A 24647-nucleotide genomic window follows, 5' to 3' on the forward strand; every position below is an offset into this window, starting at 1 on the left:
AAATTTTTAGACTAAACTCATAAAATTTAGCTATACTTTCACTATGAATAAACTTAAGCCACTTGCCTCTTTTAAATTTAAAAACTTTAAAATTTATTGGATTGGGATGAATGTCTCACTAATTGGCTCTTGGATGCAAAGTATCGCTCAACCTTGGCTAGCCCTTAGTATTACAAATAATGCATTATTGGTAAGTTTGGTTGCCGTAGCTCAGTTTTTACCACCACTTTTTTTAACTCTAATCTCAGGAGCTTTGGTTGATAAATTCGATACAAGAAAGCTACTTTTTATCTCTCAAACAGGACTTATGATAGTAGCTATTTTATTTACTTTAATGATGACAATGTTTGAAATTTCATTTTTAATGATAATGGTGCTTTCTTTTTTAAATGGAATATTTTTAAGTATTGATGCTCCAGCTAGACAAAGTTTTGTTTATGAGATAATAGAAGATGATAAATTTATACCAAACGCAGTTGCCCTAAACTCAATGAGTTTTAATGTGGCAAGAATTTTAGGGCCAGGACTTGCCGGACTTGTAATAGCTAGTTTTGGTATAGAGTATTGTTTCTTAATAAACTCAGTTAGCTTTGCGGCTATTATAGTAAGTCTATTTTTTATAAAAAATAGGAGAATTTTATCAAAAAACAGATCTAAAAATATGCTTTATTCTATAAGAGATGGACTAATTTATGCTAAAAATAATCATATCATATCAAGCATGTTATATTTACTTTTGATAATGGCTCTATTTTTACCACATTACAATGTAACAATTTCTGCATTAGCGAAATTTGAACTTAATGGAAATGAGAAGACATTTGGATATTTAATGAGTTTTTTAGGGATTGGTTCATTTTTGGGTGCACTTTTTATAGCAAGTTTTGGAAAACTTAATTTTAAAATGATTTTTGCTGCCCCAATATTGGCTTCTGTTTTCTTAATCTTAACAGGATTCAGTTCAAATTTCTATATAAGTGGGCTGTTTCTTTTAATGACAGGGTTTTTCTTTGTTGTTGCAAGTTCTAGTATAAACTCAACCATTCAGCTAAAAACTAAAAATGAATATAGAGGAAGAGTTATGAGTATTTATTCATTGTTTTTTCAAGGAAGCATACCATTTGGTGCAATTTATAGTGGTGCTTTGGTTGATAGCTTTAAGCCAAGATGTGGAATTTTAATGTGTGCTTTAAGTGCAATAATTTGCATAATTTTACTTGTTAGATTCAAAAAGGTTTTGTTTTGGAAAGTTTAATTGTAGTAATTGATGATGAAGAGGATATGCTAGATCTTCTTGAGTATAATCTTACAAAAGCAGGCTATGAAGTACTTGGTTTTTTAAACACTTCTAAAATTGAGCAACTTTTAAATGAAGAAAATGTTGATTTGTTAATAGTAGATAGAAACTTACCAGGCATCGAGGGAAGTGAGTTTATTAAGAATTTAAGACTTAAAGGATACAATAATTCAGTAATTTTTTTAAGCGCCAAAACTTCTATGAATGAGCAGCTTGAGGGTTTTGAAGCAGGAGGCGATGACTATATAACAAAGCCTTTTGAAATGGATAATCTACTTGCAAGAATCAAAGCCGTTCTAAAAAGAACAAAGAAAAAAGCAGATATTTATAAATTTAAAGATATTTTTATAAATTTAACAAATGCTGAAGTTTTAATTGGCAACACAAATGTTGAGCTAACTAAATTAGAGACAAATTTACTTGTTGAGTTTATAAAAAATAAAAATATTTTACTCACAAGAGACTATCTTTTAAGTGCGATTTGGAATGATGAAAACTCAAGCGAAAAAACAGTAAATATTGCTATAAAAAGACTTCGTGAAAAAATTGATCCAACAAAAGAAAAAAAATATATAAAATCAATTAGAGGTGAAGGATATATGCTTTGTTAAAAATCTATCAAATTTTTTTTATAAATTTCATAACTATTTTTTTGATTATGTTTTTTAGCTTTTCTTTTTTTACCTATAAGGCTGATAAAGAAAGAAACTATGAAAAAGCAGTAAATAAACTTAATACTATAAAAGAAATTTTAAGCATAACTCCAGGAAATTTATCAGACGATTTTATAAAAGGTCTGGCATTAAAAACAGATACCTATATTGCGGTTTTTGATGAAGATTTAGGTAAATTTACACTAAGCAACAATGAAATAATAAAGCTTGATATTTTTTTAGGACTTAAAAACGTGATAAATAAAACCGATTTTGACTATATAAATAAACAACCAATAATATATGAAGCAAGTAGCGTTAAAATATCAAATAAATCATATATAATAGTTGTTGCTACAAACCTAGAAAATAGCTATATAAATTTAAAAAATCTTTTTTTAAAACTATTTTTAATTTTCATTATTTTTTTAATTTTAACATATTTAATAAATAGAACTTTTAGCAAAATTATAGGAAAAGAGATAGTAAAGATAAATTTCTTTTTAGATAAAATTTCTAAAAAAGATTACTCCTTTAATATTTCAAATTCATTTATAAAAGAGATTGACTTAATATATAAAAAACTCAATCAAGTTAAAATTGATATAATAAAACTTGATAAAAAATTAAATCAAAAAGCTGCTAAAATTCGTCTTAAAAATACTCAGCTTGAAGGGATATTAAGTGCTATTTCGCATGAGTTTAAAAACCCGGTTGCCATTATAAAAGCTTCATATGATACTTTAAAAAATGATTCCTTAATGAGTGAAGAGTTTAAAAACAAATTCATAGAAAAAATCATAAAAAACTCACAAAAAATAGTAAATTTAGTTGATAAGATAAAACTCTCCTTCACCCAAAAAGAAATTACTTTAAATATCAATGAGTTTAACTTAAAAGAAATTGTAAAAGATGTTAAAAACGAGCTTTTAGAAAAGTATAAAGATAGAAATATTTTAATAAGCGGCAACGATACTTTAATAAAAGCTGATAAAATTTTAATAAAACAAGTTATATTAAATCTAAGTGAAAATGCTTTGAAATATTCAAATGATGAAATTATTTTACAGATAAATAAACACTCATTTTTTGTAAAAGATAACGGAATAGGAATAGAAGAAGAAAACTTAAATTTAATAACAAAAAGATATTTTAGAGTAAGTAAAAATAGCTGGGATAACTCTCTTGGATTGGGACTTTACATAGTAAAACAAATTTTAAAAGTACATAATTTTAATTTTATAATTAAAAGCGAATTTAATAAAGGCTCAACTTTTGGTTTTGAGTTTTAAAAATTTGATATAATCTTTTTTCATAAAAAGGATAAATTAAATGGAAAAAGAAGTTACGCTTAAAAACTTATTTATACCAATATATTTAAATATGCTTTTATCGCTTTTAACCATTATTATAAATACATATATGATAAGCTTGATAGAGCCTCATTTGGTAGCGGCTATGGGAGCTGGAAATCAAATATTTAATCTAATGGTAAATGTTTTTAACCTTTTAGCAGTAGGTTGCTCGGTTGTTGTAGCTCAAGCAATTGGTGCAAGAAATAAAAAACTTGCCATTAGAAGTGTTCATGTAAGCATAGCATTTAATGCAGCTCTTGGATTAGTTGCTGGGATTTTTGTTTTTAGCTTTGCTAGAGTTATCTTAAAACTTATGCAAATTCCAACTGAAATTTTTAATGAAAGTTTGATCTATCTAAGAGTTATTAGTGTTGTATTTTTTATAGATGCGGTTGCTATAGTTTTGATTGCTGTAATTAGATCTTATGGATATGTATCTTACACAATAATAGTATCTGTTTTTATGAATATTTTTACAATATGTGGAAATTATATTGCACTGTTTGAGCCATTTGGGCTTTCATATTATGGTCTTTTTGGAGTTGGAATTTCAACTGCTTTGGGAAGATTTTTTGGTGTCTTTATACTATTTTTTATTCTAATAAAAGTTGTTAAAATTCCAATATTTATATCTCTTTTTTTCAAGGTGCAAAACTATGTCTTAAAAAAAATTCTTTCAATAGGACTTCCAAGTGCTGGAGAAAACTTCATCTGGACTTTTCAATACATAGTAGCTTTTAGTTTTGTGGCAAGCATGGGAGCAAATAGTCTTACAGTTCAAACCATATTTTTTCAAATTTCAGCATTTATATTTTTTGCAAGCAGTGCAATAGGCATCGCAAATGAAGTAATAGTTGCTAGAATGGTTGGAGCTGGTAAAAACGAACTTGCCTATAAAGAGAGTTTTAAAAACTTAAAAATAGGCTTTTTAGTAACAGCTGGATTTTTAATTTTAGTATTTTTTAATCAAGATTTTATAATGAATTTATTTCATCTAAATAATGATATCAAAAGCATTATGAAACCTCTTTTTATACTTTCACTATTTTTAGAAATAGCAAGAACACAAAATGTAATAATGGTAAATGCAATTAGAGCTAGTGGGGATGCTAAATTTCCATTTTACATGGGAGTTATATTTATGCTTGGAGTTTCACTTCCAATCGGATATACTTTAGGAATTTATTTAGGAATTGGAATACTTGGTGTTTGGATAGGGTTTTTAGCTGATGAGAGCTTAAGAGGCTTAGCAAATACTTTTAGATGGAAAAGTAAAAAATGGCAAGGTAAAAAAGTGGTATAATCAACCTTCTAAGATTATCAAAAAAGGACATATTTATGGATAAACATGAAAAAAAAGTAACAATTAATTATCTAAAATCACAAAAAGGCAAATCAAAATTAACTATGATAACTGCGTATGATGCACTTTTTGCAAATATTTTTGATGGATTTGTTGACATGATTTTAATAGGCGATAGCGTAGAAATGAACTTTAATGGACGAGATGATACATTAAAAGCCACAATGCAAAATATGATTTATCATACAAAAGCAGTTTGTAGAGGAGCAAAAACCTCATATATAATTGCTGATATGCCATTTGGTAGCATAAAAGATGAAAAAACGGCTTTAAAAAATGCTATTTTATTCTATAAAAAAACAAAAGCTGATGCGGTTAAAATAGAAGCAAACACTATTCCTCTTAGTATAATTAAAACTATTGTAAACAACGGAATTGCAGTAGTTGCTCACATTGGCTTAACTCCCCAAAACTCACGCGATGAGGGTGGATATCATGTAAAAGCAAAAGAAAAAAATGAAGCTAAAATGCTAATTCAAAAGGCAATAGATTTAGAAAATGCTGGAGCTTCGATATTAGTAGTTGAAGGAACAATAGCAAGTGTTGCTGAAAAAATCACACAAAGTGTAAAAATACCAGTTATTGGCATTGGAGCAGGAAACAAAACTGATGGACAAGTTTTAGTTTTTAGTGATGCATTTGGATTTTATGATAAATTTAAACCTAAATTTGTAAAAAGATTTTTAAATGGAAAAGAGCTCGTTCAAAATGCTTTATTTGAATACATAAACGAAGTAAAAAGTGGTAAATTTCCAGATCAAGAACATAGCTATAATGGATAGCAAATTTATAAAATTTGATGAATTTGACATAAAAGTTACTAAAAAGCGTGTAAAATACGCAAGACTTAGGGTTGATAGGAATGGCGATATACATCTAACTTTGCCAATTTTATTTCCCAAATTTATGGTTTTAGAGTTTTTAAACAAAAATAAAGCTTGGATTGAAAATAGAGTTGATTTTATAAAAAGTAAATCACTTCCAGAAAATAAAACTATGCTTTTAGGTCAAATTTACAGTTTAAAATTTGATGAAAGTTTTAAAAAAACTGAGATTTTAGGTGATGAGATAAGAGCTTTAAATTTAAATGAATTTATAAAATTTAAAAGAAGTTTTGCAAAAAATGAGTATATAAAATTTATAAATTTATATTTGCCAACTATAAAAAAGCCAATTAATAAGCTGACAATTCGCGATATGAAAACTAGATGGGGAAGTTGTAATTTTAAAAAAGGATATATAAATCTAGCTTTAAATTTAGTGGAAAAAAGTCCTGAATTAATCGAATATGTAGTACTTCATGAACTAACTCATCTAATTTTTCCACATCATCAAAAAAGTTTTTATGACTATATTGCCAATTTAATGCCTGATTTTAGAGATAGAGAAAAAAGGCTTAAGGGCTAAATTTTTAAAAAATTTGACATAAAATTTATATTAATATAGTTTATTTATTTAAAAATTTTTAGTTTATATCAATAGAGTTTAAAACCTCATCTTGAATTTATTTGCTATTTTCAAGCCTATCTAATGAGCTATAAAAAAAGCCTATTAAAACTAAATTATCATTATGAAAAAATAAACTGCCCTAGTAGCAAAATCTATATTGTCAATATTTTCAATGTTTGTCAAATGAGCGGTTATGGAATTTACAGCTGTAAATTTATCAAATTTAATTAAATCACAACTAATTTGCTTTGAATCAACATTACTATTTTTAAATGATTTAAACTCTAAATCACAAATTTTTTTGCGTAATTTTCACTGATTTTTTTAGCTCTTGTTTTACGTGTTCTAGTGATTATAGAATCACCATTTTTATTTTCAAAACTAATAATATATTCTAAATTAATCCTAAAATCATTTGGTATTTTTATGGATAAATCTTTTGCATTATCAAAACTCATCGTTAAATCACCAGCAAAAGTACTTACAACAAAAAACACAAAACATACAAATTTTTTCATGTTTTTTCATATGGGATTAAATGCTAAATTTAATCTTTCAATCAATAAACCTCTTAATCAAATCCTTATAACTATCAATTCTTCTATCTCTTAAAAATGGCCACCAACGCCTTACATTTTCACATCTTTGTTTATCAATCTCAACAACTTCACAAAGCTCACTTTCATCATCACTTCTAAAAAGCTCTTCGCCTTGCGGTCCAAAAACAAAGCTATTACCCCAAAATCTAATACCGTCACTAACACCACTTTTATCTGGCTCAAAACCAACTCTATTTACCGCAACAACTGGAAGTGTGTTTGCTATAGCATGACCCCTCTGAACACTAACCCAAGCTTCAAGTTGGCGATATTTTTCATCTTCTTCATCGCTATCAAACCAACCAATAGCTGTTGGATAGATTAAGATTTCTGCTCCTTTTAAAGCCATTAATCTCGCGGCCTCAGGATACCACTGATCCCAACATACCAAAACACCAAGTCTTCCAACACTTGTATCTATTGGTTCATAGCCTAAATCTCCTGGTGTAAAATAAAACTTTTCATAAAAATTTGGATCATCTGGAATGTGCATTTTGCGGTATTTTCCAGCTATTTCTCCATCTTTTTCAAAAATAACAGCAGTATTATGATAAAGTCCGGCAGCTCTTTTTTCAAACAAAGATGTTACCAAAACAACACCGTTTTTCTTGGCAACTTCACTCCAAAATTTAATATCATCTTCATAGGAATTTGCATAATCAAATAAATTAACATCTTCATACTGACAAAAATACTCACTTTGATGAAGTTCTTGCAAAACAATTAAATTTGCACCTTTTAAAACTGCTTTTTCTATCAAATTTACTGTTTTTTGTCTAGTTTGGTCTTTTGAAATTTCAAATTTTTGTGAAATTATGCCTACTTTTAAATCTTTCATATCTTACCTTTTAAAATGTATTTTAAAAATTATAGCAAATTTAATCTTTTTTAGAGTCATCAACTGGATCAAAATGAATATCTATATCCCACTCAAAATTTGGATAACTGTCTTTTATATAATTAATTAACACTTCACCTTCATCATGAGCATTTTGCAAAGAAATATCTTTTTTAAAAACCAAATCAATGCTAAAATAAGCTTTATCTACACTTTGCCTAGTTTTTAAATTATGATAACTAAGAACTAAATTTCTACTTTTTATAAAATCGACTATATTTTCAACTATATTTTTATCAATAGCCCTATCAAGCAGTATATTTCCACCTTCTTTTATGAGCTTTACAGAGCTTATAAAAATATAAACACTAACGATAATGCCAAAAAGAGAATCAATTAAAACAAAACCTGTAAAATATATAATTATAAGAGCTAAAATAGTTGCTATATTTGTATAAAGATCACTCTTATAATGTAAAATATCAGCTTTTACAATTAAAGAGCTTTTTTTCTGTAAATGAAGATAAAAAACTAAAAGTCCAGTGGTTAAAGCTGAAATAACCATAACCAAAATTGCGATATCAGTTTTTATCTCACCTTGGGAATAAAATATATTTTTAACGCTTGAATAAAATATAAAAAGCCCAACTCCAAGTATAAAAAGTCCTTCTAAAAATGCCATTAAAGCCTCAAGCTTACTAAGTCCGTAGTTGAATTTAGAATTTGCTTTATCTTTTGATTTTTTTAAAGCTGCATAGTTTAATCCTGAAATGATAGAGTCAAGCATCGAATCAATCGCCGATGCCATAACAGCAATTGAACCACTAAAAAGTCCTGCAGTTAGCTTAAATATAGCTAAAATAAAAGCAGTAACTCCTGCAACAAGCGGTGGACTTACTTTAAAAAGTAAAGTTTTATTTTCTAAATTTGACATTTTTAGCTTTCCTTTAAATTATCAATAAAATAACTTATTGATAATTATAGGACTAAAATCTTAATTTGTTCTTAATATCTAAAATACTATCAAATAAAAAGTTATTTAGATTTTTTCTTAGTTGCTTGTTTAAAATAAAGCACAATTAAACCAATTATTATAAGTAGAATAAATGGCATAATTAATGGATTTTGCTTTGCTAAATTAAACAACTTTATAAGCACATCACCTGAAAAATAGCTTAAAAGTCCAAGACTTAAAGCCCATATAAAAGCACTTATTATATTTATAATGCTAAATTTATAAAAGCTATATTTTGTAAGTCCAATAGCAAGTGGAACTAAAGTTTTTAAACCATATATATATTTTTTAAATAAAATGATTTTTCCACCATGTTTTTTAAATAATATTTGAGCTAAAGCCAAATTTCGTTTTTGTTTTTTAAAATATGGCATAATTTCTTTTTTGTTATATCTACTCAAATAAAAAAGAAGGGTATCTCCCAAGGCATTTGAAATAGTCGCTATAATTATAACAAGTGATAAATTCATGCTTCCAGCATAGCTTAAAACTCCAGCGGCAATTATTGCAACCATACCACCACCAAGTGTGTATAAAAATAAAATAATATATCCATAAGTTGAAAGTGAGGTTAGCATTTCGCTCATCAATAAGCCTTTTTTATAGTTTTTACTAAATTTTCAAATGCATAACTATTTTGATTAAAAATCTTACCAGTATCGATATTTACTACAAATCCACCTATATTTACACCGGCAAAAGCTCCGGCTTTATTAACAAAAGCATAAACATCTTTATCAAATACACTAACAGCTCCAACGCTTGCACTAGCCTTATACAAAGAAACTGTTGCATCCACTCCAAGTTTAATATTTGCATTTATCATAGAATTTAAAATTTCATCATTCATAACAAAAAGTACCATGTAGTTATCTTCATAGCCTATTTGAAAACCAATACTTCCATTTGATATACTTGCTTCATATGCATTAAAATTTGAGCCATTTTTTATAAGAGCAACCCCATTTCCATACATTCCTGCAACTATAAAACCAACTTTTTTAACACTTGGAAATATCAAAATAGCCTTTGAGCTATCCACTAGGCTTTTTTTGTCAACATTTGCCTCTCTCATAGTAAGCTCATAGGCATTTGATGCATTCAACAAGTCCTCGTCTTTTGCGTGTGAATTTAAAGCTAAAAAAAATAAACTTAAAATAATTAAAATTTTTTTCATTAAAAATCCTTATTTTGCATATTCAGTTACCCGTGTTTCTCTTATAACACTTACTTTTATTTCTCCTGGATATTGAACATTAGCTTTTATATCATCAGCTATTTCTTTTGCAACTAAAACAGCCTCATCATCATTTATCAAATTTGCATTTACCATAACTCTTATTTCTCTACCAGCATTTATTGCATATGCTTGTTTTACCCCGTTTTTACTAGTGGCTATCTCCTCGACTTCGGAAACTCTTTTCAAGAAACTTTCAAGTACTTCGCGTCTAGCTCCAGGTCTTGCAGCACTTAGTGCATCAGCTGTACAAACTGCAGCACACTCTATGCTTTGTGCTTCCTCATGTCCATGGTGAGCATATATCGCATTTATAACAACTGGATGCTCTTTATATCTTTTACAAATTTCAGCCCCTAAATCCACATGACTCCCCTCATATTCATGAGTTAAGGCTTTACCAATATCATGTAAAAGTCCAGCGCGCCTTGCTAGATTTTCATCCCCACCAGTTTCAGCTGCGATAATTCCAGCTAGATGAGCAACTTCAAGACTATGAGCAAGAGCATTTTGTCCATAACTTGCTCTAAATTTAAGCTTTCCAATTAATTTTATGATTTCTGGATGAATTCCGCTAAGTCCTAAGTCCATAACGATATTTTCACCCTCTTCTAAGATACTTGCCTCAAACTCTTCACTTACTTTTTTATGAATTTCTTCAATTCTAGCAGGCTGAATTCTTCCATCTTCAACTAATAGCTCAACAACTCTTGTTGCAATTGCTCTTCTATAAAGGTTAAAGCTACTTAAAATAACTGCGTGTGGGGTATCATCAATTATAACATCAACACCTAAAACCATTTCTAGAGTTTTGATATTTCGCCCTTCCTTGCCGATAATTCTACCTTTTAAATCATCATTTTTTATATCAACAACATTTATAAGTCGTTCTGCTGCATACTCACCAGCAAATCTAGTGGTGGCTTGGGCTATGATATAGTTTGCTCTTTTTTTTGCTTCTTTTTTTGCCTCTTCTTCATATTTTCTAACAATGTGAGCAATGTCTCCACGGCTTCTTTCTTCAACTCTTTTTAAAATTTCATCTCTTGCCTCTTCTTCTGTTAGGCCTGCAGAATGTTCTAAAACTTTTAATGCCTCTTCTATTTTAGTTTCATAGTTTTTCTTTAATAGTTTCCCTTCATCATACATATTTTTGGCATCTTTATGAAATTCTTCAATTTTTTTAGTATTGTTATCTAGAATTTGCTTCTCTTCAACAAGTTCTTTTTGTTTTTTATCAAGTTCAGCTGTTTTTAAGTCAAAATCTTTTTGTATTTTTAAAACTTTATCTTCATACTTTTTTTTAGCATCAAACTCAGCTTCTTGGATAGTTAGTTTTGCATCTTTTAAAATACTTTCAGCCTCATATTCAATAGCTTTTGCTTTTGCTTTTGCCTGCTCTACAAAAATATTATAATTTGCTTCATTTATTTTTTTAGATATTAGATATCCTGCACCAACTCCCACTGCACCGGCTCCTAAGCCTAGAATTATTTCTATCATTTTTTCCTCTTATTAAATAATTTTTCTTTGGAGTTAAGTAAATATCACATTTAATATCATGTTTTTGTGAAATAGTCTCTTTTATATACATATCGCAAATCTCCACAAAAATAATTAAAGGCTTATGGTTAAGATTATCAAAAAATCTATCATAAAAGCCCATTCCATGACCAATTCTAGCCATTTTTCCATCAACTCCAATAACTGGAACTACAGCTAAATCTATTTTTTTTCTAAAAGCATTTTGAGATCTATTTTCCAAGATACCAAAACGAGACTTATAAAAAGGTCCTCTTAATTTTACCATTTCAAAGCTAAGATTTCGCATAAGTGGAATAAAAACTTCATTACTTTTTGCTAGTTTTCTTCTTAAAAGTAACAAATTAGGCTCATTTGCCATTGGCATAAAAAATAAAATTTTTTTAGAATTTGTTGTTTTAATTATCTTTTTTAAATTTCTTAAAATTTCATAATGGCTACATTTAGCTTTTGTTTTTGCAATAAGTTTAAGCTTTTTTTTAGCTTTTTTTCTAAATATTTCTTTTGTAATCATTTAACGGTTATTTTATTAAATTTATGTATAATTTTAGATTAAAAAAGATTTTAAATAGAGGAATTTTATGAAGTTTATCAAATTTATAATATTGTTTTTGATTCTTTTTTTTGCAGGTTGTGATAAAAAAGATGATAAAAAATCAACTTCTATTTTTAAAGAGAGCAATAAAACTTTAAATTTAGAACAAAATGAAGCTATTTTAACAACCAACTTAGATGCGCCAATTACAATTAAATTCACCAATGATGATCTTATAAGCGTTACTAAAACTGATGATGGAATAAATATAGAAAATAGCGATAAAGCTACAATTTTTTTCTTTTTTACATCTTGGTGCCCTCCTTGTTTGATTCAAATGCAAGTACTTAATAACTTAGCTAATAAATTTAAAAATGACATCAACATTTACGGGATTGTGGTAAAAAATGATGAAGATCCAAGCGAAAATAAAATAAATTTAGAAGATATAAAATTTCAAATAAGCCAAAGCTTGGAAAATGAAACTTTGATGGATGCAATTGGTGGAATTAAGAATATACCTTTTATGAGTGTTTATAAAAAAAGTGGAGAGCACTATAAAGACTATTTAGGTATAATACCTGAAGAAATGCTTGAAATAGAGATTAAAAAGGCTATAAAATGATAAATTTTTTTAAAAAAGGTTTGCAAAAAACAGTTGAAGCAATGAAATCTGCCAAACCTAAAAATGAAAAAATTTCAAAAGATATTTTAGAAGAAATGCTTTTAGAGGCAGACGTAGATTACGAAATAGTTGAAGAGATAATTTATTATCTTCCTCCACAAGATGAAGTTTCAAGAAAAGATTTAGAGCGTGTTTTAAATACATATTTTATGTATGAAGATAAAAATATATTAAAAGAAAAACCTTTTGTTGAGTTAATTTTAGGTGTAAATGGTGCTGGAAAGACGACATCAATTGCAAAATTAGCAAATTTATATAAAAAAAGTGGAAAAAAGGTAATTCTTGGAGCTTGCGATACTTTTAGAGCCGGAGCTATTGAACAACTTAGACAATGGGCAATAAAACTTGATATTCCTATAGTTGCATCAAATCAAGGTCACGATCCAGCAGCTGTTGCATACGACAGCATAAGTTCAGCAGTTGCAAGAGGATATGACAATGTTTTAATTGACACGGCAGGAAGACTTCAAAACCAAAAAAATTTAGCAAATGAACTTGAAAAAATAGTTAGAATTTCATCTCGCGCGATGCCAAGTGCACCCCATAGAAAAATTTTAGTTCTTGATGGAACACAGGGAAATAATAGTGTTAAGCAAACTTACGCTTTTAATGAAATTGTAAAACTTGATGGGGTAATAATTACAAAACTTGATGGAACATCAAAAGGGGGAGCACTTTTTGGAATAGCAAGAGAGCTTGAACTTCCGATTTTATATATCGGAGTTGGCGAAACAATGGATGATTTAGTTAAATTTGATGCAAAAGAATTTGTCAATACACTTTTAGATGGGATTTTTGAAGAATAATGGCTAAAAAAAAGACAGTTTTTGAATGTAGTGCATGTGGAAACAAACAAGCCAAATGGATGGGAAAATGCCCAGAATGTGGTGCTTGGGATAGTTTTGTGGAGTTGAGTGATGAGCAAATTAAATTTATAGAAACTTCTTCAAAAATAATAAGTACTCCAAACAAAGCGCAAGAAATTTGTGATATAAAAATAGAAGATGTTAAAAGAGTCTCAACAGAAGATAAAGAGCTTGATTTGGTTTTAGGTGGTGGAATAGTAGAAGGCTCGCTTGTTCTAATTGGTGGAAGTCCTGGAATTGGCAAATCAACACTTTTACTAAAAATAGCTTCAAATTTGGCAAAAAAATCTTTAAAAGTCCTTTATGTAAGTGGAGAAGAAAGCCTTAGTCAAATAAAGCTAAGAGCAGATAGGCTAAATGCTGTTTCAAAAAATTTATATCTTTTAGCTGAAATTTCACTTGAAAATATTAAAAATGAACTTTTACAAAATGAATATAAATTTCTAGTTATAGATAGTATTCAAACACTTTATAGTGATACTATCACATCAGCTCCAGGATCTGTTTCGCAAGTAAGAGAAATAACATTTGAGTTAATGCGAATAGCTAAAGAAAAAGGAATTTCTGTTTTTATCATAGGCCACATTACAAAAGAAGGTTCAATTGCAGGTCCTAGGGTGCTTGAACATATGGTTGATGTGGTCCTTTACTTTGAAGGGGATTCTAGTAAAGAATTAAGAGTTTTAAGAGGATTTAAAAATCGTTTTGGCTCAACAAGTGAAGTTGGCATATTTGAAATGAGCGATAAGGGTCTAATAAGTGCAAAAGATGTAGCAAGTAAATTTTTTACAAGAGGTTCTGCTATGAGTGGAAGCGCAATAACAGTTATAATGGAAGGTTCTCGCCCATTAATAGTAGAAATTCAAGCCCTAGTTTGTGAAAGCTCATATCCAAAAAGAAGTTCAACTGGATATGACAAAAACAGACTTGATATGATAATAGCCTTACTTGATAGAAAAATGGAAATTTTACTTGGACATTATGATGTTTTTATAAATGTAATTGGCGGTGTTAAGATAAGTGAAACTGCTGCAGATTTAGCCGTAGTTGCGGCAATTGTAAGTAGTTTTAAAAATCGCCCAATTAGCAAAGAAAGTATATTTTTAGGCGAAGTTAGCTTAAATGGTGAAATTCGTGATATTTCAAACCTAGATCTTAGAGTAAAAGAAGCAAAAATGCAAAATTTTAGAAATGTCATAGCCCCATCTTTACCAATTGAAGAAAAAGGAATAAAAATATTTAAAACAAAAGAAATAAGGCAAATTTTAGATATGATGTAAGCGTTTTATGGTATAATACCTTAATTTATAGCAAAAAGGTTATATTATGAAAAAAAGTGATGAAATCATAAAAGATATACAAAATAGAAACCACAATTATTTAATTATGATAAATGACTTTGGTGTGAGTTTGGCTAAAAATAGTTTATCATTTTTTGAAGTTCAATCTTTTTTTAAAAATTTAGCAAATTATGCAGCACATCAATTTGAGGACTTAAAACAAATTTTTGATGAGTTTGAAATAGACAAAAGACAAGTTGAGTCTCATATTAAAAATCAAAAAACATTTTTAAATGAAGTTAATTATATGTGTTCGTATATAAATGATGATATTTACAAAATAAAATCACTTTTTAATTTTTTAATATTTTGGTCAGAAATTGAAGTAAGTAATCAAAACTTCCTACTCTTTAAACAAGTTGAGCTTATAAAAAAAGGAATGACTCCAAGTACCGCGTACGAATTGATGAGTCTTAATGATAATACAAACTTTGCAAGAACTATTAATAATTTTATAAACACACTAATTCAAAAAAATGATGAACTTGTCCAAAGCAATGCAGCACTTCAGGTAAAGCTTAATAAAACAACAAAAAAGCTAGATGCACTAACAAAAGAACTTGACGCTTTTCCTGTAGTAGATTCGATTACAAATTTACCAAATAGAACTCAAGCTTTAAAAGCCTTAAATATTTTATTTAATGAAGAAAATAAAAATGCGGGAGTATTGTTATTTTCTCTAACAAGCTACAATGACATGATAAATCAACTCGGGTATGAAGTAACAAATAACATATTTTTAGCAATCATAAGAATTATCAAAAATTCAATTCGAAGTGATGATTTGATTTACTCTATGAAAAAAGATGAACTTATGATAATTTGCCAAAATTTAAACGAAGCAAGTGCAATCAACATATCAAATATACTAATAGAAAGAATTACAAAAAATACTGTTTTAAATACACTTCTTGGAAGCTTTGACAAGCTTAGTGTAAATATTGGTATAGCCTTATTTCAATCAGTTTCAGATATTGATGATTTACTTATTTTAGCAGATAGAAAACTTAAAAATGCTCAAACTATGGGAAAAAATAGGATTGAAATTTAGTTAAGCTTTATAACAAACACCTATCGAAATATAACTTAAAATGTTTTAAAATACTTATAAGATATAAAATTTGGTGCATTTAGCACCAAATTTATTAAGCAAGTGTTGCAGAAAGCATCCAAAGAGCTTTTTCATATTTGCCAATGTAATCATCACAAATTGCTCCTGTTGCTCTATCTCCTGCCTCATCACTTAATTTTGCTAATTTTCTAAACTCGCCTAGCAAATACTCATAATCTTTTTTTATTAATTCAACTACTTCTTTACAAGTAAAAGAATCTTTTTCTACTTTTGGAGTTTTTGATCTTTCAATTATAGCTTTTGGGCAAACTATAGCTTTTCCACCAAGTTGGATAGCCCTTTCGGCTGCCTCATCAAATAATTCACCCATATCATCATAAGCTTCTTCAGTATATTTATGGATAGCTAAAAATTGGGTTCCTTTTACATTCCAGTGATAATTATGAAATTGAACGCTTAAAGCTAAAGCATCTGCTTGAATTTGGTTAAGTTGTTCTATAACTTTATTCATTTTATTCTCCTTTTATTAAAATAAATTATGAGAATAATTATACTTTAAAAAGTTAAATAAATATCCTTAACGCATAAAAATATTTAAAAATAAAAATTATTTAGAAATTAGAGTTTTTAAAATTCTTTTACCTATCTCAACCCCTGGCTGATCATAAGTATTGATATCAAGCATAACCCCAACTGCACTTGTTAAAAGCATATAATAATAAAGCAAATATCCAACATGCCACTCATCAAGTCTATTTAACTCTATTAAATCAACGCTAATTCCCTCATTTATTACAGCTTGCATTGTTGATTCACACTGAAGATTTAAAATTTCACTCATAGAATAACCATTTACAAAATCACAGCTTTCTAGATATTTTAAACTTAAATTTATTTTATTTTTATCAATTTCTTCTTCTAAAACTCTTATAAAAGTTACAGTTTTATCCTTTACACCATCCATAATAAGCTGTAAAAATGAGTGCTGATCTCTACTTCCAATCAATGCAACAGGTGTTAAGCCGAATCTTTTATACTCTTTTTTCTTACCAAGACTTTCAGCCCAAAGCTGCACATACCAATTATTAAAGCTTTTAAAACGATCTGAGTAACTAAAAAGCACATTTATTTTTGCTTTTTTATGCGTTGCATAATGGTATGCTTTTTGTAAAATAGTATCATTTTTTTCTATAAAAAACTCATTTGCACACTTTGAAGCACCATTTAAAAACTCTTTTACATCATATCCTAAAATTTCCAAAATGACAGTCGTTGATGGACTTAAAACACTAAATCTTCCACCTACGTTTGATGGTATATTAAAAACTTTAACATTAAGATCTTTTGCGAGTTTTTCCAAATTTGAATCGTGATCTGTTATAAAAACAAAATTTTTACTAAAGGTTTTAACCTCAAATTTAGAAATAATTTTTTTAAATATAGTAATTGTTTCTATTGTGGTGCCTGATTTTGAAACAATAAAAAAAAGTGTTTTATCAAATTTTAAAGAATTTGTAACATTTAAAAAACTATAAAAATCTAAATTGTCTAAAAAATTTATTTTTATTTTTTTATTTCCTAAAAGTTTACAAACCGCCTTTGTTCCAAGTGATGACCCACCCATCCCAACAATAACCAAATCATCAAATTCTTTATTTTTTATAAATTCTTTAACTTCATCTAAAATATCAAGTCCAGTTTTTGGAAGATGAAAATAGCCAATATTTCCATCTTTAAATTCTAAATTTATTCGTTTTGCATACTCTTCAATTAAATTTCTATCAACTTTATTGAATTTTAAACTATTTACCACCATTTGAGTTTTTACCATTTTTTAATTTATTATAAAAATAATTTGTTGCTTCAACAAAACCATCCAAAGAGCCACAATCAAATCTTTTTCCTTTAAATTTATATGCCAAAACAATGCCCTCATTGGCTTGTTTTAAAAGCGCATCTGTTATTTGAATTTCGCCATTTTTACCAGGTTTTGTAGCCTCTATAAAATTGAAAATATTTGGCGTTAATATATATCTTCCAATAATTGCGAGATTGCTTTTTGCCTCTTTAGGATCTGGTTTTTCGACCATGTTATTTACTATTAATAAATCATCTTCAATATATCTCCCCTCGATAATTCCATATTTATCTGTGTCTTTATTATCCACTTCCATAACAGCAACAATCGAAGCACGGTATTTTTCAAATACTCTAAGCATTTGAGTCATTACTCCATCACCATTTTCATTTATACATAAATCATCAGCTAAAACTACACCAAAAGGCTCATCTCCAACTAAAATTTTACCTTTGTTAATGGCATCACCTAGCCCTCTCATCTGTCTTTGTCTAGTGAATGAGAATCTACAATTTTGCATTAAATCTCTAACTTCTTTTAGCAAATGCTCTTTACTTGTGCCTGAAATTTGATCTTCTAACTCATAGCTTAAATCAAAATAATCTTCCAAGGCTCTTTTACCGCGCCCTGTTACAAAAGCCATATTATGCATTCCAGCTTCTAATGCTTCGTCAACTCCATAATGAATTAACGGTTTTGTAAGTATAGGTAACATTTCTTTTGGAAGTGACTTTGTAGCTGGCAAAAATCTAGTTCCATAACCAGCTGCTGGAAAAAGACAAGTTTCTATCATAATTTAACCTTTTTAAAATATAATGCTTAATTATATCAGATTTGAAATTCAAATTTGATAAAAAATGAGCTACTTTCTAAGCTCATCATCTTGTTTTTTAGAAATATAATAATAAAATAAAGCTACAATTATAAATAAAATAATGATTAAAAAAGTCATTTTTTAACCTTATAGCGGAGTGTAGCCTGTCTTTTGAATCATGAGTTTTGCTTCACTACTTTTTAACCACTCTAAAAATTCTTTAACACTTTCTTTTTTATTTTCTTTTAGTGTTACTGCGTAAAATTTACCAACAAATGGATAAGTTTCATTTAAAATGTTTTGCGAGTTTGGATAAACTCCATTTATTTTAAGCAGTTTTATATCTGAACTTTTTACCATTTCTTTAGTAAAATACAAAAATGAAAATCCTAAAGCGTTTTTATAATTTTTATAAGTTCCAACACTTTTAACTATGCCAACCATATCACCAACAACATTTGTAGCGGGTGCTTGCATAAGCTTTTTACCAGCCATTATCTTTTCAAGCATAGTTTGAGAACCTGAGTTTTTATCTCTTTGAAATGCTAAAATTGTAGCATTTTTTCCACCAACTTCTTTATAATTTGTAATTTTGCCTGAATAAATTTTCACAACCTCATCAACGCTTAAATTATCCAAACTATTTTTTGAATTTACAAAGAAGACAAAAGCTTCTTTACCAATTTCTAAAAACTCCATAGTAACATTTTTATCTTTTGCCAAATTTAACTGTTCATTAGAAGCCCCTGCAACAAAAATAATATCAACTTTTTGATTGATTAAATTTTCATACGCTCCATTTGTAGTTGAACATTTTGCCACACTATCTTCGGCATGGCAAGGATAATATTTTAAATCAGAAGGATAAATGCTTTCAACAAAAGCAGCATAAATTGGGTAAAGTGCAGTTGCACCATCAATTAATGGCGGATTATTTTCAAATTTAAAATCACTTTTTACAGAAGCCAAATTTGGATTGTGTAAAGTTATTTTTTCTTTTAAGTCTAGCTCGTTAATATGCATTAAATTTGGATTATTAAAGTCAATAAATGGAGCAAATTTATCTAAATTAATCCTAGTATTAACCTGTTTTATATGCAGATCTTTTTCTAAAAAATATGTATAACCTCCAAAAGATAATGAAATTAAAAGGCAGATAAAAAGTGGTTTTTTATAGTTTTTACCAGTATCTAGAAGGTTAAAGAAAAATTTCATAAAAAACAACCAAATAAGTAAAATAATTAAGGCATAAACGATGCCTTCGTAATCACCACTACTATAAATAATAATATAAAGACCAAAAAATATAAAACAAATTCCAAAAGATAAAATTCCAGCAATTATTAAAATCAAAAGTTTTATCAAATTTATGCCTTTTTTGCTACCCTACTCTAAAATACCAATATTAAACAGAGTATCAATTTTTTCTTTTGTATATCTTTTTGCCATTAAATTTACCATTTTTTTAGAATTTACAAGACTTCCTTCTAGGATAAATTTAAATTTACCACTATTTTCAAGTTTTATAAGCTCATTTACAAGATCATTTTCATCTTTTTTTCCATCAAATAAAGGTAAAAAATCATAATCTACATCTTTGTTAATTTCTATATTGTCATAAAATTTATTGAAAAACCCAGTGGTGTGACCATTTGTTTTTGTAAAATCTAAAAGTTTTAAAAATATAGTATTTAGTTTTGGTTTTTCTTTTATACTTTTATCAAAAGTTACTTTTTCAAAACTAAACGCTAACTCTTTTGAGATTATGAGATATGCTAAGTTTAAATAAAAACTACTAACATCATCAACACTATGAGTTTTTCTATACTCTTTCATAAACTCAGCAACATTTAAATTTGATGGATATATTGCGCTTAATTCTTCAAATAACTCAAACATATTTTTAGGCATAAAAGCACCACTTTTTAAATTTACATATAACTCTTTATCCATGTCATATTTAAAATTTCCACTTACAAATAATCTATCTAAATCTTTAAATTTGATGTTAAAATTTGTATCTATTTTTTTTGAAAACTCATTCTTTACAAACAGACTTCTTCTAAAAACCCCATCAGTAATAAAATCAATAAATTGCTCAAACCTAACTCTATCGCCCTTACATTCATTATTTAAAGCTTTTTTTAGTTCATCTGCAATTGGTGGAAAGACAGAGTTTTTAAAATTTGCTTCAGATAAAAACTCTAAATTGTGCTTTTTAGCACTATTTACAACTTCATAAAAATAATTTGGCCTATTTGTCTCTTCAAAATACTCATGTAAAATATAACTTTTACTTCTTAATTTTAAATCATCATAATACTCATCAATAGCTGTTTTTGCAATGCCTGGAACTGAATTATTTTTAAGAAAAGCTAAAGTATCAAAACCAAGCTCAAGCTTTAAGTCTGGATTATTTTGCTCTTTATCTTCCATTCTATAAAGCATAATATCTCTTAAAATTTCTTTTCCTTTCCAGCCAGGATAGGTATTATAAGATAGATATGCAACACCATTTGGTGCCAAACACTCATCAAAAATTTGTAAAATTTTGTCTTTTATATCATCACTTACCCAACTATAAACACCATGAGCTATGATATAGTCAAACTCACCAAAGCTTTTATCAATATCTAAAATATTTTTTTCATAAAATTCTATATTTGTAATATTTAATTCATTTGCTAAATTTTTAGCTTTTTGAATATGAATGCTTGAAATATCTACACCTACAACTTTTGCATTTTTATGATTTAATGCAAAAGGTATGATATTTCCACCCATTGAACATGCTAACTCTAAAACTCTAGCAGAACCTATTTCTGACATCTTTAAACCGTATAAAAGTCCTGCTAGATATGAATTTTCAGGTAAACTTTCTTTATAAACTTTTGACATATAAGGCACATCATCATATGATTTTTTAACATCTTGCATAGTCTTTTTTTCTTCCTTATTTTAGTCTTTTTTTAACTGATAGCTTGTGAGCTTCTAAGCCCTCAGCTTCGGCTAAGCTCATGCAAATTTCTGAAATTTCATTAAAGCCTTTTTCACTCATTGAAATTATTGAACTTCTTTTTAAGAAATTATATACCCCAAGAGGAGAGAAAAATCTGGCACTTCCACCAGTTGGTAAAGTATGGTTTGGTCCAGCCGCATAATCACCTATAGCCTCAGGTGTAAAGTGTCCTAAAAATATCGCTCCAGCGTGTCTTATATATGGCAAATAACTATTCGCATCAGTTGTTTGAATTTCTAAATGTTCAACTGCCAAATCATTTATTAATTTTATGACTTCGCACTTATTTTTTGCTACTATGATAGCAGCTTTTTGCTCAATGCTTTTTTTAGCAATTTCATATCTCTTTAAATTTGGTAAAATTTCATAGATTTCATTTTTAACTTTTTGAGCTAAATTCATAGAATTTGTTACTAAAAAACTACTTGCAAGTTCGTCATGTTCAGCTTGAGAAAGCATATCTATAGCCACTAAATGTGGATCTGAGCTATCATCTGCAATAACTCCTATCTCACTTGGTCCTGCTATCATATCAATATTTACATCACCAAAAACAAGTTTTTTCGCAGTTGCAACAAAGATATTTCCAGGACCAGTTATAACATCGACTTTTGGAACAGATTTTGTACCATAAGCCATCGCCCCAATCGCACTTGCACCACCAACTTTAAAAGCTTCTTTTATATCAAGCAAGTACATTGCAGCAAGCAAAAGTTCATTTACTTTTCCACCAACTGCTGGTGTGCAAACTACTATTTCTTTAACACCAGCTACAATAGCTGGGATTGCGTTCATCAAAAGCGAGCTTGGATATGCTGCCTTTCCTCCAGGTATATAAAGACCAGCTCTATCGACAGGTGTGATTTTTTGGCCTAAAATAGAGCCATCGTTTTCAAAATTAAGCCAAGATCTCTCGAGTTGTTTTTCATGATATGTCATAATCCTATTTTTAGCTTTTACAAGAGTATTTTTCATATTATCATCTAAGTCATCATAGGCTTTTTTCATACTTTCTTGTGTAATTTTAAGATTATTTTTTACTTCCCATTTGTCAAATTTTAAAATTTGCTCTTTCAAAGCATTATCACCATTAGTTTTTACCTCGTTGATGATATTTTTAACTATTGCCTCAACACTATCCATATCCAAATTTGATCTATTTATAAGTTTATTAAACTCAAAATCAAAATCTTTATCTATACTGTTTAAAAATTTCATAACAATCCTTTGTATTGATATCTTTCTATTTGTGAAATATTTCCTAAAATTCCGCCTTGATGAATGTATAAAAGCGGATTTTTAAACTCATTTAAATTTGATAAAACCGTTAAAAAACCAACTGGATCATAAACAAGATCAAATTCTATACCAGTTTCATTAAAAAGTTCTTTATAAATTTTAAAAAGCTCTTTTTTCGGCTTTGCAAAGTGATACTTTTTTGGAGGATTTAAAATAAATAGGTTTTTTAAATTTCCCAAATTTAAATTTTCAAGCTGTTTTTTAAGATACTCCTTATCCCCAACACATGGGCATGTAAAGATATTAAACTCACTATTTTTTGCTAAATATCCTGCACTTGTTCCAGTTCCACTAGGAAGAAAAATATCAAATTTAATATCATTATTTTTAACAAATTGACTTATATCTTTGGCTTGGGAAATAAAGCCAATTTCTGCCTCTTTTTGAGCAACTCCCTCTTCGATAAAGATAGTTTTTTTATCAACTAAACTAAGAGCAAAATCACGGCGATTTGGTGATATAAAGTACTCCATCCCATTTTCTAGTGCAAACTTAAAATTTCCAACTGGATTTTTAGCTAAATTTGAGTTTAAATAACTTATCACATATTTAAACTTCAATCCTTTAAGTTTTGCAAAAACAGAAAGTGAATACATTGCATTTGACTGAGAGGAGCCATTTGAAACAATTGTATCATAATTGGTTAAATCCGCATGTAAAAAATAATCTAATTTTCTTGCTTTATTACCGTTAAATTCATCACATAAATCACGTCCAAGCAAATCATCTCTAAGTAAAAAAAAATCTAAATTTTTAAATTTTACCTTTTCAATTTTCATATTCTAAAATCTTTTGAATTTCATTAATTGTATTTTTATTAGATAATACAAATTTTATCTCAATTCTTCTACTTGCATCTTTATCTTCAACACCATCTTTCATTACCGGAGACATAAAACTTCTTCCACTTGCTAAAAGATATTTTTTTAGTCTTTCATCTTCATTCCAAGAAGCTATAAACTCCATAACCGAAAATGCTCTAAGCTGAGAAAGTTCAAGATTAAAAAGATAACTTCCATCACTATCTGTGTGTCCTTCGATGATAATTGTGTCTAAATTTTCTCTAATTTCATCGTTTTGCATTAAAACTTCGAAATATTTGCTTAGTGTGTTTTTAAGACTTTCTTTTGCCTCATCTTTTAAAGCATATGATCCTTTATCAAATAAAACCGATGATGATAGTCTTAAAGCTCCAGTATTTGGGTCGATGCTTACACTATTTCCAAGCTTTTCTTTAATATCGGCTATAACTCTTACGCTAATCCCGCTTAAATTTTTTATACGATTTTTTGTAATATTCAAATCATTCAAAATTTTATTAATACTTGCATCTTTTGATGAAATTTGCTCCATTAAATAAGCTATTTTAAGCTCATTTTCATTTAAAGTATTATTTAAATCTTTATTTAAATCACGCTCTTTTTCATAATCTCCATAAATCTGATGAAGAGTTGCGTTAAGATCAGATTTTTCATCTTTTAGGCTATCAACAACTTTTTTAAGGCTTTCCATCTCAACTATAAAAAATGAGTTCTTTTCTTTTAATTTATTAGTTTCTATATCAAGCTCATTTAGCCTATTGCTAAAAATTTTATTTAATTCCTCAAGCTCTGAGTTTTTTTGCTCTTGACTTTTTAAACTCGCAAGAGTACTTAAAAAATCAGCTTCTTTTTCTTTAAGACTACTTTGAGTTAAAACATATTTTACAATAATTCCGCCTATTAAAAGTATAAAAACGAATAAAAGCCCAGCCATAAGATCAGCATATGCTATCCAAAAAGTATCATTTTGCTCTTTTTTTATTTTCATCT

At 28.2% G+C, this 24647-nt stretch carries 25 protein-coding genes; 10 read left to right on the forward strand and 15 right to left on the reverse strand.

Translation table 11 applies throughout. The annotated features are described in order from the left end of the window. Positions 1-43 precede the first annotated feature (43 nt). From O6B72_RS03965 to O6B72_RS03990, 6 genes are read left to right on the forward strand one after another with little or no spacing between them, the layout of a single operon-like run. Positions 44-1255: an MFS transporter gene (locus tag O6B72_RS03965; protein WP_269492279.1), complete on the forward strand. Its 1212-nt coding sequence runs from the start codon at positions 44-46 to the stop codon at positions 1253-1255. Beyond that, positions 1243-1908 carry a response regulator transcription factor gene (locus tag O6B72_RS03970; RefSeq protein WP_156846765.1) on the forward strand — a complete coding sequence of 222 codons (666 nt, stop codon included), beginning with the start codon at positions 1243-1245 and terminating at the stop codon, positions 1906-1908. Before O6B72_RS03965 ends, O6B72_RS03970 begins: the two co-directional genes overlap by 13 nt. Then, complete coding sequence (locus O6B72_RS03975; protein ID WP_269492280.1) at positions 1902-3242, forward strand: sensor histidine kinase; 1341 nt, start codon at positions 1902-1904, stop codon at positions 3240-3242. Before O6B72_RS03970 ends, O6B72_RS03975 begins: the two co-directional genes overlap by 7 nt. Positions 3243-3282: 40 nt before the next feature. Then, positions 3283-4608 (forward strand): MATE family efflux transporter, encoded by a 1326-nt coding sequence (locus O6B72_RS03980; protein ID WP_156846767.1) that lies wholly within the window; start codon positions 3283-3285, stop codon positions 4606-4608. Between the two features lie 35 nt (positions 4609-4643). Further along, positions 4644-5450, forward strand: coding sequence for a 3-methyl-2-oxobutanoate hydroxymethyltransferase (gene panB, locus O6B72_RS03985; RefSeq protein WP_018712662.1), 807 nt, complete (start codon positions 4644-4646; stop codon positions 5448-5450). After that, entirely contained in the window at positions 5443-6075 is a 633-nt protein-coding gene (locus O6B72_RS03990) for a M48 family metallopeptidase (RefSeq protein ID WP_269492282.1), read from the forward strand. Before panB ends, O6B72_RS03990 begins: the two co-directional genes overlap by 8 nt. A 326-nt stretch (positions 6076-6401) precedes the next feature. On the opposite strand, the gene O6B72_RS03995 is transcribed toward O6B72_RS03990, so the two are convergent. The 7 genes from O6B72_RS03995 to O6B72_RS04025 all read right to left on the reverse strand — a co-directional run bounded on the left by O6B72_RS03995 (position 6402) and on the right by O6B72_RS04025 (position 11862). Beyond that, entirely contained in the window at positions 6402-6635 is a 234-nt protein-coding gene (locus O6B72_RS03995) for a hypothetical protein (RefSeq protein ID WP_269483490.1), read from the reverse strand. Between the two features lie 37 nt (positions 6636-6672). After that, the gene (locus tag O6B72_RS04000) at positions 6673-7554 is read right to left on the reverse strand and encodes a carbon-nitrogen hydrolase (RefSeq protein ID WP_269492283.1); all 882 of its coding nucleotides are present in this window, start codon (positions 7552-7554) and stop codon (positions 6673-6675) included. Positions 7555-7594: 40 nt separating this feature from the next. Further along, positions 7595-8488, reverse strand: a complete 894-nt coding sequence (locus tag O6B72_RS04005; protein ID WP_269490976.1) for a cation diffusion facilitator family transporter — start codon at positions 8486-8488, stop codon at positions 7595-7597. Positions 8489-8589: 101 nt separating this feature from the next. After that, positions 8590-9156, reverse strand: coding sequence for a DedA family protein (locus O6B72_RS04010; RefSeq protein ID WP_156846772.1), 567 nt, complete (start codon positions 9154-9156; stop codon positions 8590-8592). Beyond that, complete coding sequence (locus O6B72_RS04015) at positions 9156-9746, reverse strand: lipid-binding SYLF domain-containing protein (RefSeq protein ID WP_269490975.1); 591 nt, start codon at positions 9744-9746, stop codon at positions 9156-9158. The genes O6B72_RS04010 and O6B72_RS04015 overlap by 1 nt, the downstream gene beginning before the upstream one ends. A gap of 9 nt (positions 9747-9755) precedes the next feature. Next, a complete protein-coding gene (gene rny / locus O6B72_RS04020) occupies positions 9756-11309 on the reverse strand; it encodes a ribonuclease Y (protein ID WP_024962128.1) in 1554 nt (517 codons plus the stop codon). After that, entirely contained in the window at positions 11242-11862 is a 621-nt protein-coding gene (locus O6B72_RS04025; RefSeq protein ID WP_101636591.1) for a 5-formyltetrahydrofolate cyclo-ligase, read from the reverse strand. The genes rny and O6B72_RS04025 overlap by 68 nt, the downstream gene beginning before the upstream one ends. A gap of 67 nt (positions 11863-11929) precedes the next feature. On the opposite strand from O6B72_RS04025, the gene O6B72_RS04030 reads away from it, so the two are divergent. Genes O6B72_RS04030 through O6B72_RS04045 form a run of 4 tightly spaced genes read left to right on the forward strand, consistent with a single transcriptional unit; the run spans position 11930 to position 15825 of the window. Beyond that, positions 11930-12508, forward strand: coding sequence for a TlpA family protein disulfide reductase (locus O6B72_RS04030; protein ID WP_269492285.1), 579 nt, complete (start codon positions 11930-11932; stop codon positions 12506-12508). Beyond that, positions 12505-13374, forward strand: a complete 870-nt coding sequence (gene ftsY, locus O6B72_RS04035; protein ID WP_258299366.1) for a signal recognition particle-docking protein FtsY — start codon at positions 12505-12507, stop codon at positions 13372-13374. The genes O6B72_RS04030 and ftsY overlap by 4 nt, the downstream gene beginning before the upstream one ends. Continuing rightward, positions 13374-14714, forward strand: coding sequence for a DNA repair protein RadA (gene radA, locus O6B72_RS04040; RefSeq protein WP_269492286.1), 1341 nt, complete (start codon positions 13374-13376; stop codon positions 14712-14714). Before ftsY ends, radA begins: the two co-directional genes overlap by 1 nt. A 46-nt stretch (positions 14715-14760) precedes the next feature. Next, positions 14761-15825, forward strand: a complete 1065-nt coding sequence (locus O6B72_RS04045; protein WP_269492287.1) for a GGDEF domain-containing protein — start codon at positions 14761-14763, stop codon at positions 15823-15825. A 94-nt stretch (positions 15826-15919) separates the two neighbouring features. On the opposite strand, the gene O6B72_RS04050 is transcribed toward O6B72_RS04045, so the two are convergent. From O6B72_RS04050 to O6B72_RS04085, 8 genes are all read right to left on the reverse strand, one after another. After that, positions 15920-16357: a Dps family protein gene (locus O6B72_RS04050; RefSeq protein ID WP_024962134.1), complete on the reverse strand. Its 438-nt coding sequence runs from the start codon at positions 16355-16357 to the stop codon at positions 15920-15922. A gap of 96 nt (positions 16358-16453) precedes the next feature. Continuing rightward, positions 16454-17662 (reverse strand): glucose-6-phosphate isomerase, encoded by a 1209-nt coding sequence (locus O6B72_RS04055; RefSeq protein WP_269492300.1) that lies wholly within the window; start codon positions 17660-17662, stop codon positions 16454-16456. After that, positions 17649-18497 carry a UTP--glucose-1-phosphate uridylyltransferase GalU gene (galU, locus tag O6B72_RS04060; protein WP_101636586.1) on the reverse strand — a complete coding sequence of 283 codons (849 nt, stop codon included), beginning with the start codon at positions 18495-18497 and terminating at the stop codon, positions 17649-17651. The genes O6B72_RS04055 and galU overlap by 14 nt, the downstream gene beginning before the upstream one ends. Before the next feature lie 168 nt (positions 18498-18665). After that, positions 18666-19883 carry a PstS family phosphate ABC transporter substrate-binding protein gene (locus O6B72_RS04065; RefSeq protein ID WP_269492288.1) on the reverse strand — a complete coding sequence of 406 codons (1218 nt, stop codon included), beginning with the start codon at positions 19881-19883 and terminating at the stop codon, positions 18666-18668. A gap of 21 nt (positions 19884-19904) precedes the next feature. Next, positions 19905-21455, reverse strand: coding sequence for a class I SAM-dependent methyltransferase (locus tag O6B72_RS04070; protein ID WP_269492290.1), 1551 nt, complete (start codon positions 21453-21455; stop codon positions 19905-19907). Between the two features lie 16 nt (positions 21456-21471). Next, complete coding sequence (gene hisD, locus O6B72_RS04075) at positions 21472-22755, reverse strand: histidinol dehydrogenase (protein ID WP_258299391.1); 1284 nt, start codon at positions 22753-22755, stop codon at positions 21472-21474. Further along, positions 22752-23615, reverse strand: a complete 864-nt coding sequence (locus O6B72_RS04080) for a 1-aminocyclopropane-1-carboxylate deaminase (protein WP_258299392.1) — start codon at positions 23613-23615, stop codon at positions 22752-22754. Before O6B72_RS04080 ends, hisD begins: the two co-directional genes overlap by 4 nt. Beyond that, positions 23605-24645: an OmpA family protein gene (locus tag O6B72_RS04085; protein ID WP_258299393.1), complete on the reverse strand. Its 1041-nt coding sequence runs from the start codon at positions 24643-24645 to the stop codon at positions 23605-23607. Before O6B72_RS04085 ends, O6B72_RS04080 begins: the two co-directional genes overlap by 11 nt. Positions 24646-24647 lie beyond the last annotated feature (2 nt).

Source organism: Campylobacter ureolyticus (assembly GCF_027277485.1).
Lineage (GTDB): Bacteria > Campylobacterota > Campylobacteria > Campylobacterales > Campylobacteraceae > Campylobacter_B > Campylobacter_B ureolyticus_B.